The sequence below is a fragment of the Blautia sp. DFI.9.10 genome (assembly GCF_024461705.1).
In the GTDB taxonomy this organism is placed as follows: Bacteria; Bacillota; Clostridia; order Lachnospirales; family Lachnospiraceae; genus Blautia_A; species Blautia_A fusiformis.
This window is the reverse complement of the sequence record NZ_JANGAA010000011.1, coordinates 14161-27896: the sequence shown is the minus strand read 5'-3', so window position 1 is coordinate 27896 and position 13736 is coordinate 14161. Positions and strand designations below refer to the sequence as shown.

The 13736-nt window shown below is 43.9% G+C and carries 12 protein-coding genes; 9 read left to right on the top strand and 3 right to left on the bottom strand.

Annotation, left to right across the window (positions count from 1 at the left end):
- Positions 1–36: 36 nt before the first annotated feature.
- Positions 37–1797, bottom strand: a complete 1761-nt coding sequence (locus NE671_RS08315) for a diguanylate cyclase domain-containing protein (protein ID WP_256163862.1) — start codon at positions 1795–1797, stop codon at positions 37–39.
- A gap of 253 nt (positions 1798–2050) precedes the next feature.
- Here NE671_RS08315 and NE671_RS08310 point away from each other — a divergent pair, with 253 nt between their 5' ends.
- Both NE671_RS08310 and NE671_RS08305 read left to right on the top strand, forming a co-directional pair.
- A complete protein-coding gene (locus NE671_RS08310; RefSeq protein WP_059086577.1) occupies positions 2051–3406 on the top strand; it encodes an MATE family efflux transporter in 1356 nt (451 codons plus the stop codon).
- Between the two features lie 31 nt (positions 3407–3437).
- Entirely contained in the window at positions 3438–4775 is a 1338-nt protein-coding gene (locus NE671_RS08305; RefSeq protein WP_158526439.1) for an MATE family efflux transporter, read from the top strand.
- A 90-nt stretch (positions 4776–4865) separates the two neighbouring features.
- Here the strand turns inward: NE671_RS08305 and NE671_RS08300 are convergent, their stop codons facing one another.
- Positions 4866–7685 (bottom strand): bifunctional diguanylate cyclase/phosphohydrolase, encoded by a 2820-nt coding sequence (locus NE671_RS08300; protein WP_256163860.1) that lies wholly within the window; start codon positions 7683–7685, stop codon positions 4866–4868.
- A 306-nt stretch (positions 7686–7991) separates the two neighbouring features.
- Between NE671_RS08300 and NE671_RS08295 the strand changes: the two genes are divergently transcribed.
- The 5 genes from NE671_RS08295 to NE671_RS08275 all read left to right on the top strand — a co-directional run bounded on the left by NE671_RS08295 (position 7992) and on the right by NE671_RS08275 (position 11240).
- On the top strand, positions 7992–8213 hold the full coding sequence (locus NE671_RS08295) for a hypothetical protein (protein WP_015526439.1): 222 nt from the start codon (positions 7992–7994) through the stop codon (positions 8211–8213).
- A gap of 2 nt (positions 8214–8215) precedes the next feature.
- The gene (locus tag NE671_RS08290) at positions 8216–8428 is read left to right on the top strand and encodes a hypothetical protein (RefSeq protein ID WP_015526438.1); all 213 of its coding nucleotides are present in this window, start codon (positions 8216–8218) and stop codon (positions 8426–8428) included.
- Positions 8429–8449: 21 nt separating this feature from the next.
- Complete coding sequence (locus NE671_RS08285; protein WP_173722242.1) at positions 8450–8692, top strand: hypothetical protein; 243 nt, start codon at positions 8450–8452, stop codon at positions 8690–8692.
- A gap of 40 nt (positions 8693–8732) precedes the next feature.
- The gene (locus NE671_RS08280) at positions 8733–9059 is read left to right on the top strand and encodes a branched-chain amino acid transporter permease (protein WP_274603394.1); all 327 of its coding nucleotides are present in this window, start codon (positions 8733–8735) and stop codon (positions 9057–9059) included.
- Positions 9060–9722: 663 nt separating this feature from the next.
- The gene (locus tag NE671_RS08275; protein ID WP_021651218.1) at positions 9723–11240 is read left to right on the top strand and encodes a CoA-acylating methylmalonate-semialdehyde dehydrogenase; all 1518 of its coding nucleotides are present in this window, start codon (positions 9723–9725) and stop codon (positions 11238–11240) included.
- 152 nt (positions 11241–11392) lie between these two features.
- Here the strand turns inward: NE671_RS08275 and NE671_RS08270 are convergent, their stop codons facing one another.
- Complete coding sequence (locus NE671_RS08270) at positions 11393–12157, bottom strand: DeoR/GlpR family DNA-binding transcription regulator (protein ID WP_173746523.1); 765 nt, start codon at positions 12155–12157, stop codon at positions 11393–11395.
- 210 nt (positions 12158–12367) lie between these two features.
- Between NE671_RS08270 and NE671_RS08265 the strand changes: the two genes are divergently transcribed.
- Together NE671_RS08265 and NE671_RS08260 are read left to right on the top strand one after the other, a co-directional pair.
- Positions 12368–12784, top strand: coding sequence for a Fur family transcriptional regulator (locus tag NE671_RS08265; protein ID WP_015526434.1), 417 nt, complete (start codon positions 12368–12370; stop codon positions 12782–12784).
- 17 nt (positions 12785–12801) lie between these two features.
- Positions 12802–13731, top strand: coding sequence for a metal ABC transporter substrate-binding protein (locus NE671_RS08260; protein ID WP_370816956.1), 930 nt, complete (start codon positions 12802–12804; stop codon positions 13729–13731).
- The last annotated feature ends 5 nt before the right edge of the window (positions 13732–13736 follow it).

The following is a 13736-nucleotide window of genomic DNA, read 5'->3' as shown; positions in this document are numbered from 1 at the left end:
ACAGTCGGCTAAGACACAGACTGAGATGTCTGTATCTTAGCCGGAAAATTTATCACTGTAATGAACATGCATAGCTTCCCAGTCCATAAACAATACATAAAATACTCTTCCGTATTGCTGGCTGTCCACAATCCTTCCGTGATCAAGAACAGAAAGGTAAGTGCCGTCCGCTTTTCGAAGATGAAAGTGGATGTAATCATTTTTATTGCCGGCATCGATCTGTTTCCAGATGCTTGCTTCTATCTGCTGCTGTTCATCCTCATGGATCAGGTTGTGGAAGCTTTTATTTGTAAGGCTGAAGAGTTTATCTATAGTTTTATATCCGGTCATTTGAAGGAACTCATGGTTTGCATACAGGAGTTCATCATCATCTTTGGCCGCTCTGTATATGATAAATGCACCCGGAAGGTGTTCAGAGATATCCTTGAATGCAAATCCGAGCTGTTTGCGGACTCCTGACCGGAGTCCCTCCCTGTAAGCCATACATCCGTTTTTTCCGTGAAGCTTTATTTCATAAAGTGCTGCATCTGCACAGCGCATAAGCTGTGAACGGCTGGATGCAAAGGTTGGATATTCTGCATATCCGAGAGAAATAAAAAACGGATATTCTTTTCCCTTGCATGAAAATGTCTTTGGAAGCTTGGTAAATTGCAGCAGCAGTTCTCCCGCTTCTTTATAGGTATGATCCGGCAGAAGAATGCAGAACTCATCGCCACCGTTTCTTCCCAGTAATGTGTTTTTTGGGAAAAAAGCCTTCATGCTATCTGTAAGACTCTTTAGTGCCCTGTCTCCATAGACATGTCCGTAAATATCATTAATAAACTTAAAGTCATCAATATCAAGGAGTGCGGCCACAAAATGCGTTTTTGGATTTTTAGTGATCATCCTTTCGGCTAATTCATCAAATCCATAGCGGTTGTAAATATCGGTGAGAGAATCTGTGTGTGCCAGTATTTGAAATTTGTTTTTATTTTCTTTCGATACTAACCATACCCGGGTAAGACCTGAGAAAAGTAAAACGACAGCAGTAAACATTCCGCCGACGATTACCAGTAATCTAAGGTCTCTCCATCCGCTTTCAGGAGCTACTTCTAATGTCCAGTTCTCTTCCCCTATCGTAAAACCATAAGAAACAGTAGGAGTTAATTGGTCGTCTGACTGATAAACAACTTTATAAGTATCGTTCCAGGGAGCGTCGGTTTTTGAGAGCCTGTATTCATATCCGAAATCCGAAAGTGCACTGATCGCATCTGAAAAAATGTCAGGAACACGTAGGATAACAATGGTAAATCCCCAGAAATATTCCTGGTTGTTTTCATCTTTCAGGTAGACTGGATTGCGGACAGCAATTCCACAGCCGTCCTGTTTTAAATCGAAAGGACCTTGTGTAATGATCACGTGATTGTCTCTTGCGTAACAGGAAATTTTGCTGCAATCTTTATCCTGGAGCAGATTGATCTTACTCGCTTCCGTTCCCTCAGAAGGATAAATATCTGTTACATTACCATCCGGAGCAAGCTGTATGCTTTCAATAACGTCAGACATAATATTTTCCGCAATTGTGTCAAACTGACTGATCTTTCCGTTTTCACTGATCAGGATCTGCTTTAGCGTATCTGTGATCGCAATTCCATTTGTAATCTCATTTTTTATACGTTCGCCGTAGGTTGTTGCATTTAATTGTGCTTTTATGTGTTGTTGTTCAGTTTCATGTGAGTCTATTTTGTATACAATTAAACCAACAAGGCATATGCCCAGTAAAAAAACGATAAGAGGTACAATTGTTTTTTTCTTCACCTGGTTCACCTCGTTTTATTAGTTTCACAATAAAATATTATATCATAGAAGTGAAAAAATAGAATGATTTTTTGCGTTAAAGTGATATTGTTTTTTTATGTACAATGGAAATATGACCAGAGGGCGAAATATAGTATACAATTGAGGATTATATTGGAAAGAGTACTGAAAAAACCTCGCGGTTTTGTAGGGTATATGATATACTGTTCTTTATAAGTAAATATCTTATCGGAATTCACGGAGGATCTGACCGATGCTGAATAAAAAAGATTTTTTAAAATATGCATCAAAATTAGCATTTCCGATCATGATCCAAAATCTGATCGGAACATTAGTAAATGTTGCGGATACTGTAATGCTGGGATATGTAAGCCAGACTGCCATGTCAGCTTCATCTCTTGCCAACCAGTACACATTTATTCTTTTCTGTTTGTATTATGGTATGGCTACAGGTACTTCGGTTTTATGTGCCCAGTACTGGGGAAAGGGTGATAAAAAGACAGTAGAAAAGATTCTCGGCCTGGCGGAGCGGATCTCACTGATCGTTTCTCTTGTATTTTTCGTTATCTCCTTTTCCATGCCGACTACGATCATGAAGATTTTTACAAACAGTCCGGATACGATTGCTGCCGGCAGCGAATATTTGAAGGTGATCTCATTTTCCTTTATGTTTATGGGATTCTCTCAGGTTTTCATGAGTGCCCTTCGAAGTGTCGGAAAAATAATGCTGCCTTCTGTTACATACATTGTATCGCTTTGCGTCAATGTATTTTGTAATGCCACCTTTATCTTTGGCCTGTTTGGACTTCCAAAGCTTGGTGTTACCGGTGTTGCCCTTGGTACTGTTATTGCCAGGATCGCAGAGGTATTGATCTGTCTCATCTATTCATTAAACAGCTCCGATGTCAGATTTCGGATAAAATATTTCTGTGCGAAATCCGGTATTCTGTTCAGGGACTTTATGAAAATTGCTTCTCCGGCTGTGATAAATGATGTTGTCTGGAGCTTTGCCAGTTCAGCGTTCGCAGCGATCCTTGGCCACATTGGCGATGATATGGTTGCCGCAAATGCCGTTGCTGTTATGGTGGTAAACATTGGTGCCATCGCCTGTCGCGGTTTTGCCAATGCTACTACCATCATTATCAGCCAGGAGCTTGGTAAAGATCACAAGGACACAGCCAGAGAATATGGGAAACGTATGCTGAGAATAACAATTATCGTAAGTCTCATCGGATGTGCCATTATTCTGGCAGTCCGCCCTATGATACTGGACTTCTACCGGGATAAACTGACAGAGACAGCCATTTATTATCTTGGTATTTTTATAATCATGACAACCTGGCGTCTTGTAGGAGAGGGTATCAATACCTGTCTTATATGCGGATGCTTCAGAGGAGGTGGCGATTCCAGGTTCGGAATGATCGTAGATTCCATATTTATGTGGCTTGTTGCAGTTCCTCTCACCTTCCTTGCAGCATATGTTTTAAAACTGCCGCCTGTCTGGGTATATTTTATAATGACCCTGGATGAGTTCGAAAAAATGCCTGTGGTGTTCATCCACTATTTCAGAAATAAATGGCTTACGAACATTACCAGAGATTTTGACTGATTATGTAACTAAGCAGGAGGTTTTTATAGAAATGAAATACTTTGAGGCAAAAATGTCTTATCCTCAATTTTTAAAATATCTGGTTCCATCAGTGCTGACCATGATCTTTTTATCATTTTATACAACGATAGATGGATTTTTTGTATCACGGTATGCAGGCTCTGACGCGCTTGCAGGAATTAATATTGTTATTCCGATCACCTGTGTTATTTTCGGAACATCTGTCATGCTTGCAACGGGATCAGGTGCCATCATAGGAGAGCGGATGGGACAAAAAAGAGAACAGGAAGCAAATGAGATATTTACTTTTATCACGATCGTGCTGTTCGTACTTTCAGTTGCTTTTACAGCTGTGGGAATCCTTTTTCTGAAACCGATCTGTATTTTTTTAGGAAGCAGTGAGCGCCTGATGGAGCATGTGGTGCCATACGCATTTGTCATATTTTTAGGATCAGTTTCGATGTCATTCAAGCTGTTTTTTGAATATCTTGTGAGGACGGATGGGAGATCGTACATCGGAATGATCATGTCTCTGACAGGTCTGGCTTTTAATATTGTTTTCGACTATATTTTTGTGGCTGTATTCAGACTGGGAACGCTTGGAGCTGCATGGGGAACATTTCTCTCCATTACAGTAAGCATGTTGATTGGCTTTATCTATTTTCTGAAATACAGCCATATAAGGTTTTGCAGACCGAAGACCGACATGAGTGTTCTTCTGAAATCCTGCACCAATGGAAGCAGTGAAATGCTGACGGAGATGTCTACCGGGATCACTACATTTTTATTTAATCTTATTATCATGCAATATTTTGGTGAAGATGGAGTTGCGGCTGTGACGATCATTATGTATATTTACTATTTCTTCATCGCTTTTTATATGGGAATTGCCGTTGCAGCAGCTCCGATCATAAGCTATAATTATGGCTCTGAAAATCATGATAAGATCAGAGAAATAACACGATATAGTTTTATTACGATTGCCATCAGTTCAGTATTGATCCTTACAGTATCTCTTGTATTTGGAAAACAGATCATCCATTTATTCGTCGGGAACGGAAATGTATTTACATTGACATGGGATGGCCTGAAGCTGTTTAGTCCGGTTTTCCTGTTTATTGGTTTAAATGTATTTCTTTCCGGATATTTTACTGCCCTGGGAAAAGGTTTTATTTCGGCATTGATCTCATCAATGCGTTCTTTGATCCTGGTGGCTGTGTTCATATTGATCCTGCCAAAGCTTATAGGGGTTGCAGGCATCTGGATGACGATGCCGCTGGCAGAAGCCGTGACTATTTTCATGGCGGTTTATCTGTATCGAACATACGGAAAAAGTTTCATGCAGGAAAATTCCAGAGCCACGTCTTAATGATATTTTGCAAAACTTTAACAAAAAAGAGGCCGTCAAGTACGGCCTCTTTTTCGTTATGGCTTTATCATGTCCATGCCATGGGAGTATTTATAACTCCTGTGGAGATATTTCCAGGTATTCATAGGATGGCTGGAAATCATGGCTGTCACACTGACAGTAATATTGGGTAAAAATACGTTCTATGATGTCAGGGATATGCGTTTCGTCAGGCTCAAACAGTATGATGAGATACTGCAGGGAACTGTAGCGTGTACAGATATCCACACGGCGGATATTCTGCCGGATGGCCTGTTCCATATACTCCAGAGCCTGCTCAATGGATTCGATATCAGGAACTGTATCCACAAGTGTCTCGATGGTGATCATCGCCAGATAACATCTGCACTGGCTGCGTGTGACAAGCTGACTCATGTATTCATACTGTCGTGCGAAATCCCGGTAATTCAGATCAAGAGCACCTACATAGATGCCGCTTTTCTGAAGGGACTCTGCCACAAGCGCCAGATCCTTTCCGGAACCGGATGCCGCAAGAGTGCTACGGTCGATCTGCTGGTAGAAAAAGAACTGGTTTTTGCCGTTTTGTTTTACGTAATACAGAGCTTTATCTGCTTTGGAATAGCAGTCCTCAAAGGAATCATCGGTGCTGCACAGACACAGGCCTGCGGACAGTGTGGCAAACCGGAGTTCCGGATCATCGGTAGTGATGGTGTGAAATTTCTGGAACAGATCGTCCATCTGCAGAGACAGGGAATCAGGATCTGTGTCCGGAAGGAACATCAGGAATTCATCTCCGCCAAGTCTGCAGGAAATTCCCTGATCTGCCCGTTTCTGGAGCAGCTTTCCAAGACATTTCAGTGCACGGTCGCCGGCTTTGTGGCCATAGATGTCGTTGATCTTTTTTAGGTTGTCCATATCAAGGAATACCAGACATCCATCATGTGTCTGCATAAATTCCGCGGTAAGACGTTCGCCCAGGTTACGCATGGGAAGACCGGTAAGGAAATCATAGCTTTTTGCGTCTTCCTGACTTTTTATGGTGGCCATTATGTCCGAGATGAATTTGCTGACGGTAAGCTGCATATCCGGAAGGTTATAGGTGTCCGGTTCTTCCTGGGAAGGATCCCACTGAGGCAGCCGTTTTTCATTGAGCAGTTTCAGAAAAATGTCTGTGATCTCCGGGTCGAACTGTGTACCACGGTTTTTGCGGAATTCTTCGTAAACAACCTCCGGTGGAAGCGCATTACGGTAGATTCGGCGGGAGTTCATGGCATCGTAGCAGTCGGCAACAGCCACGATCCGGGCATGGATGGGGATTTCTGTTCCGGCCAGCCCGTCCGGATAGCCTTTTCCGTCATAACGCTCATGGTGACTTCTTGCGATTTCTGCCGCATGCGGGATCAGGGTTATATCCTTCAGGATCTCGGCACCGATGACGGTGTGTTTTTTTATAAGGTTGTATTCATCATCGGTCAGCTGTGCCGGTTTGTTCAGGAACGGATCCGGGATACCGATCTTACCGATGTCGTGAAGGTGAGTAGCCCGTTTCAGATTCAGGATCTCCTCCGGTGTCCAGCCCAGCTCCTCTGCGATCAGGGCTGCATATTGTGCAACCCGGTAGGAATGACCGCGGGTGTACGCATCCTTTGCCTCAATGGTGGTGGAAAGGGTCTGTATCATCTGCAGAGACATTTTTTCATTCTGTTCCTGGTTTTTGCGGATTTCGCTTTGCTGGCGTTTCAGTTCTATATCCTGGACATTTTTGATGGCTCTTACAATATTGACAAAGAGCAGGATCAGCATGCCGGCGCCCACAAACAGTCCGGACATTAATGTGACAAAGTATACGGAGGTTGCCTCAACGGCAATACACAGGATCGCTGCCAGCAGACCAATGAGCAAAAGCCGGTCGGCCTTGTTTTTTTCGGTGCGTATATATTGGAAAAGGTGTACAAATATTGTGGCAACGGTGATCGCCAGGATTCCGTGACTTACAGGCATGGTTTCGATATAATCTGCGATACCTGCAGCAGTGAGGATCGTACAGACTGCAAAGTTTATCATTGCGATGCTTCCAAGACAGACATAAAATCTGTGATGTAGCCCTTTCTGGAGACTGTCCGCAAAAAACAGGATCGGGAGCGGACACAAAAGGATCATAACGAAGCACAGAGATCCGAGAGCGGAAGCGTTGGGGACCAGGAACTGACGGAGCTTGGATTCACCCAGCATCCAGACGGCGCCCATAACCATGCACCATCCAAGATATTCCGTGTCAAATCGTGTATGATAGACCAATCCTAGAGCGAAACTGAACAGGATCGTGACGATTCCGGCAAACAGGATAAAAAAAGCAATGTAGGTTTCCAGTCCGTATCTGCTGAAAATATATATCCAGATATCTGCCTTGTTTCCGCAGTAAACAGGATTGACAACTCCGGTGTAATTGGAGGTGTAGGTGGTCAGTTCAATACGGAGCTCTTTGCCGGCATCGGAAGCATAAACCGGGCAGAAAACATAACGGCTGGCGGAGTTTTTGCCCACAAGCCTTGTTTTATGCGTGGAGTAGCTGGTCCTGAGGTTGTCCCCTACATAAAAATCCACATCCTGCAAGGAAGAACGGATGGCAAAGCAGGTATCTGTAAGATCATCGGGAAGCTGGATGGTGAGGACCATCGTGTCACCGACGGGAACCTTGTAGGTGCCCGGAACGGAGATTTCCTGGGTGGTTCCATCCGGTTTCTGCCAGGTAACGGTACCGGAATAGATCACAGAGGCTGCTGAGGTGTCGGAAGAACGTTCATTCGCACCAAAGATCTGCATAAAAATGAACCAGCCAAGGATGGCGAACATCAGAATATAAAAGAAATATCTTTTTCCCTGGTTAAAGGTTTCTGTTTTTTCTTTCATGGCAATATGCCTCCTTGTAATGGGAAAGGAGTGGTTTGTAAATTGAAAAACTCCTTTAGATCGATTATACCAGACCGGAGTGGAAAAATCAGTATAAACAGACTAAGACGGGTAATTTGGTAAGATTTTACCAAATTTTTTATGAATTCGGTGGTATTATATAAAGCAGATAGAAAACATATCCGATGCATATGCGTGCAGGATATGGTACAATGGGTAAATGTGGAGTATGACATGCAAAGCATGATATATGCAGGATAAAGGATCAGAATAAAGAATGAGAGTAAAGCGACAGGAGGAAGGATCATGAGTAAGATCGTAAATATCACATCAAAAGAGGATAAAGATCAGAAGCTGCAGGACATTGCAAATTCACTGGAAGAGCTGAAGGATGTAATGGCTGAAGTGATAGAAGCCTATGAGGAAGAAAATGCGGACAGCCGGAAGATGGACACGCTGACAGAGGCACTGGATGCGCTCGAGGACGCTTATGAGGCCGTTAACGATGTGCTGCTTGAGGAAATCTGATCATGCAGTACAAGGTTCTGAAGATAGAAGAAGACATGGATTTCGGCTGTGAAGAGCGGCAGCCGGGTGAAGCACTTATGTCAGTAGTGCTGATGGAAGATGAAAATGGAAATGAAACAAGTCTGCGACATGATGACGGCCTCCTGTACGAAAGAGATATCAATGAGGGAGATCTTGTTACCATGGACGGGCAGCATCAGCTGTGGAAATTGTAAAACAGAAAGGGTCGTACATCATTGGATTTTGTCATGACTGCGTTGTTTGTGGTTATGTTCATTGATCAGTGGGAAGATGCACAAGATCATAAGCCGGCGCTGGTCGGAATTGTATGCTCTGTGATCTGCCTGGTGATCTTTGGAAGCGGGAAGTTTATCCTTCCGTCAATGGCATCGATCGTTTTATGCTTCCTGGGAATGAAGAAGCATGAGGAGAAGAGAAAAAAAGAACGTATACAGAAGTCAGGAGAATATCAGGCATGACAGTTGGGATATAGCCGGACAGGAGGGATAAGGAATGACTATGACAATAACACAGCAGATCATAACGGTTGTGGTAGTGGTCCTGGGGACTATGACAACGCGATTTTTGCCGTTTATCATATTCCCGGGAGGAAAGGAACCGCCGGCTGTGATCACCTATCTGGGAAAAGTGTTGCCCTGTGCAGTGATCGGATTGCTGGTGGTATTTTGTCTGAAGGATGTGACGGAAAGTACGCATTACGGACTGCCGGAGCTGATCGCAATACTGTTCATTGTGGTATTACATAAATGGAAGAAGAGTACATTGCTCAGCATAGGAGGGGGAACGGTGTTTTATATGGAGCTGGTGCAGACCATATTTGGTTAGTCAGAAATATGTGAAAAACAGAAAATGAAAAGCTAAGGCAGGATACGATAACCGTATCCTGTTTTTTTGATTGCTGCAGTAATTTATGAAAATGCTGTAGATCAGATAAGCAGGCGCAGGATTGTATGTAAAGGTGCAATAAGCCGTGAAAAGAAGCGAGCGGTCATGAAAATGAGCGTGTCCGCAAGGTACGAACAGATGTATTTTCTTGTTCCTGGAAAATACAGAGGAAATATGCCGGGAGCAGAGGAATCTGTAATTGTAACAGAACAACGATACCCCTTACTTGTCTGTGAATCCGATTGCACAGGTCTAAAAGCCTCAGCGTAGCTGGAAGCAATAAATAGTGTGTGTGGAATGGTGTGTTATGAAAATAACAAAAATGAGTAACTTTTGCTCTCACAATGGAATAAAAAACGACAAGACACGATGCAGTTTTATGGCTGTAAATGCATGCGTTTCAAGAGTTTATACAGGGAACATGGAATATCATGAAATGTGAATAAATTAACACATAATTTTGAAAAATATACTCAAAATATAACCATACTATATTGACAAAATTAAAAATAAATGATAATCTGTGACCAGAACAAAACGAGAATGACTAAAATTTTTATGAAGTTAAGAATAAAAAGGTAAGCACGAAAGGAGTGTCTTAAAATGGCCGAGATCAAAAAAATGGGTTACTGTGTAAACGGTGAGTGGAAAGAGTCAAAGGCAGAGAAATACATGGATGTTACAGATTCCAGTACAGGTGAGGTGATCGCGCAGGTTCCCTGCTGTACACCGGATGAGGTAGAAGAGGCGATCGCTTCCGCACAGGCTGCATTCCCGGAATGGTCCTCACTTTCTCTTGCAAAGAGACAGCAGTATATGTTCAGATGGAGAGATGTTCTTTATGCTCATAAGGAAGAGCTTTCCGTACTTTGTGCAAAAGAGCTCGGAAAGAACATCAAAGAGGCAAGAGGAGATGTTCAGAAAGCAATTGAGCCTACAGAAGAGGCATGTGCACTTCCGACAATGATCCAGGGCGATGCTGCAATGCAGGTAACTACAGGATATGATACAGCTACATATCGCAAACCACTTGGAGTAACTGCTGGTATTGTTCCGATGAACTTCCCGGCAATGATCCCATGGGGCTGGATGGTTCCGCTTTCCATTGCATGTGGAAATACAGTAGTACTGAAAGCAAGCTCCCAGACACCACTTACAGCTATGAGGATCATGGAGCTCTTCTATACAGAGGGCGGATTCCCGAAGGGTGTTGTAAACCTTGTGACCTGCAGCCGTGTAGAGGCTGATATCCTTCTTACAGATGAGAGAGTAAAGGCTGTTACATTCGTAGGAACAACAGGTGTTGGTAAACAGGTATATTCCAAGGCAGCAGCTCATGGCAAACGAGTTCAGGCACAGTGTGAGGCAAAGAACCATGCACTTGTACTTGAGGACTGCAACCTTGAGGCTACTGTTAATGCGATCATCAACTCTACATACGGATGCGCAGGTATGAGATGTATGGCTCTTCCGGTTGTATGCGTACAGGATAGTATCGCAGACGAATTTGTTTCACTTCTTAAGAAAAAAGCAGAGGCTATGAAGCTTGGCTGTGCATATGATGAAGATACCGATCTCGGCCCGGTTGTAAATGCAGGCCATAAGGAGAAGATCTGCAACTGGATCCAGAAGGGTATCGATGAGGGTGCGGAGCTTGTACTTGACGGACGTAATGTAGTAGTTCCGGGATATGAGAACGGATTCTTCGTAGGACCGACAATTCTTGATCATGTAACACCTGAGATGACAGTTGGAAACCGTGAGATCTTCGGACCGGTAACCTGTATCAAACGAGTAAAGGATTACGAGGAAGGCATCGCAGTCATGAATGCCAATCCATTTGCAAATGGTTCCTGTATCTTTACACAGAGCGGATATTACAGCCGTAAATTCGCTATGGAGACAGATGGCGGTATGGTAGGAATCAATGTAGGTATCCCGGTTCCGACAGCATACTTCCCATTCTCCGGAAACAAGGATTCCTTCTTCGGTGATCTGCACGTTCTCGGAAAAGATGGCTATCGTTTCTTCACAAGAGCAAAAACAGTTACAACACACTGGTTCGATGAAGCTGCCGGAAAGAGAAAGGTCGGCACATGGGAAGGAAGTACTGAGGCTTAAGAAAGCTTCATAAATAAATTTATGACACTGAAAGGCAGATCGGGTAAGATCTGCCTTTCAGATAAAATCCTCTAATGAAATGAGCATATTCAAAAACGGTGCATCTGCTGGATTTCCGGCAGATGCACCGTTTTTTAGGGCCAATATCCGATTTAATCGATCGTCATAACACGGATGCCGTGCTCCTGGCAGAAGCTGTCGTATTCTTCAGGAAGTGACTGGTCGGTTACGATGGCGTCCAGCTTTTCCATGGAAGAATAGGTCATAAGAGAGATCCGGCCGAATTTGGAATGGTCTGCAAGAAGGATCATGCTGTTGGCATTCTCTGCAATGGCTTTTTTGGTGATGTATTCCTCGGCGCTGGCATTGGTAAGTCCGCTCTTCATGGTTACACCTGTGCAGGCCATAAAAGCCATGGAAATGTTGTAGGTCTGCAGATAATCATTGATATCCGGTCCTGTGAAGGACAGGGTCTTGCGGTTCAGCTTTCCGGGAACGGAAATGATATCCAGGTTCGGATAGGATGCTGCCTTGTTGAAAATAAGCAGGCTGTTGGTCAGGATCGTACAGTGCTTATCTGCAATAAAATCAACCAGGTTCAGGCAGGTTGTACCTGTATCGATATAGATGGTATCGTCTTCTGCCACAAGCTCTGCGGCACGGCGGCAGATTTCTTTCTTTTCGTCAGGAAAACGTCCGCCACGCTCTTCGTAAGACAGAAGGGGAAGAGTCTGTGGAGTTTCGAGTGCTGCGACACCGCCATATACTTTCATGATACTGCCACGTTTCAGAAGGATATCGACATCTCTTCTGATGGTGTTTTTGGATACGTTGAATTTCTCACATAATGTATCGAGAGAAGCGTTCTTATGCTCCAGCACATATTCTTCGATCATGTCCAGTCGCTGTGATTTCATAGAGGTCTACCTTCTTTCTATTGGTTAAGTCTTGGTTATATTTTATCATAAAAGAAGGTAGAGATAAAGTGCTTTTATAAGAACATACCAAAAATTATTTCCCTTCAAAAATATCTTGACGAAATTCTTATTTGAATGTAATATGAAAACGGTTTTCAAATTCAAATCTGCCATGTAAGGTGCAGTTGATAGAAGAGAGTAGGAAATATAATGGAAGAAAAAATGAAATACAGCACCAGGCAGCAGAAAATAATTCTGGAATGCCTGCAGGAATATGGAGATACATTTTATACCATAGATCAGTTTATGGAGCTCCTTCGTGGAAAAGAGATCCAGATTGGAAGGACAACGGTATACAGAGGACTGGAGCGGCTGCAGAAGGAGGGAGCGGTGCTGAAGGTTCCGTCTGTGGAGGGAGCGCCTGCCCAGTATCGTTTTATACGTGATGAGGAGCGGAAGAATTACGGTAAGCTTGTGTGTCTGGAATGTGGGCATACGATTCCTCTGCAGTGTGGATGTATCGATCATTTTGTGGGACATGTGCTGGATGAACACGGATTTGAGATCGATCAGAGCCGGACGATCTTTTATGGATATTGTGACAGCTGCAGGAGGCTTAAAAAATGAATGTTAACAGAGGGAAGATGACAGCGGCAGCAGTTCTGGCGGTGACGCTTCTTGTTGTGGGCGGTGTGACCGGATATGGTTTGCACAGGGCCGGAACGGTGGGACAGCCATTTGTGGAGGATGGCCGACTGAAGGTGATGGCCAGCTTTTATCCCATGTATGATTTTGCCCGGAAGGTAGGAGGCGACAGGATCCAGGTAAAGGATATGGTTCCGGCGGGAACGGAGCCTCATGACTGGGAGCCGGCGGCAACGGATATCCGGAATCTTGAGGATGCAGATGTGTTTGTCTATAATGGTGCGGATCTGGAGCACTGGGCGGAGGATGTACTGGATACTCTGGAGAATCAGGATCTGGTTGTGTCTGAGGCATCGGATGGTGTGGAGCTTCTGGATGGAGGACATGATCATGCTCATGGTGATGAAGGAAAAGATCCTCATGTCTGGCTTGATCCTATGCGTGCAAAGCAGGAAATGAAGAATATCAGGGATGCTTTGGTAAAGGCTGATCCTGGGAACGGTGATTATTATGAAGCAAATTATGAGAAATATGCCGGTGAATTTGATGAGCTGGATCAGGAGTTCAGAGATGGTCTGAAAGGTACGAAGAGCCGGGATATCATAGTGGCGCATGAGGCTTTTGGATATCTGTGCAATGCCTATGATCTGAAGCAGCTGGCTATTGAAGGGCTGACACCGGATTCAGAGCCTGATCCTGCCAAGATGCAGGAAGTGATCGAGTATGCGAAAAAATACGACATCCATACCATATTTTTTGAGGAGCTGGCAAGTCCCAAGGTGGCGAAGACAGTGGCGAAGGAAGTGGATGCGGTGACTGCTGTGTTGAATCCGATCGAGGGATTAAGTGAGGAGGATATAGAGGCCGGAGAGGATTATTTTTCTGTGATGAGGAAGAATCTGGAGGCACTCAGGAAGGCATTGAACTGAAGGTG

Bases quoted from the DNA above. Each gene is read 5' to 3' on its own strand.
- NE671_RS08265 (WP_015526434.1), top strand. From the start codon at position 12,368: ATGGAAGAAAAAATGAAATACAGCACCAGGCAGCAGAAAATAATTCTG.
- NE671_RS08290 (WP_015526438.1), top strand. From the start codon at position 8,216: ATGCAGTACAAGGTTCTGAAGATAGAAGAAGACATGGATTTCGGCTGT.
- NE671_RS08280 (WP_274603394.1), top strand. From the start codon at position 8,733: ATGACAATAACACAGCAGATCATAACGGTTGTGGTAGTGGTCCTGGGG.
- NE671_RS08275 (WP_021651218.1), top strand. From the start codon at position 9,723: ATGGCCGAGATCAAAAAAATGGGTTACTGTGTAAACGGTGAGTGGAAA.
- NE671_RS08295 (WP_015526439.1), top strand. From the start codon at position 7,992: ATGAGTAAGATCGTAAATATCACATCAAAAGAGGATAAAGATCAGAAG.
- NE671_RS08305 (WP_158526439.1), top strand. From the start codon at position 3,438: ATGAAATACTTTGAGGCAAAAATGTCTTATCCTCAATTTTTAAAATAT.
- NE671_RS08270 (WP_173746523.1), bottom strand. From the start codon at position 12,157: ATGAAATCACAGCGACTGGACATGATCGAAGAATATGTGCTGGAGCAT.
- NE671_RS08260 (WP_370816956.1), top strand. From the start codon at position 12,802: ATGACAGCGGCAGCAGTTCTGGCGGTGACGCTTCTTGTTGTGGGCGGT.
- NE671_RS08310 (WP_059086577.1), top strand. From the start codon at position 2,051: ATGCTGAATAAAAAAGATTTTTTAAAATATGCATCAAAATTAGCATTT.
- NE671_RS08300 (WP_256163860.1), bottom strand. From the start codon at position 7,685: ATGAAAGAAAAAACAGAAACCTTTAACCAGGGAAAAAGATATTTCTTT.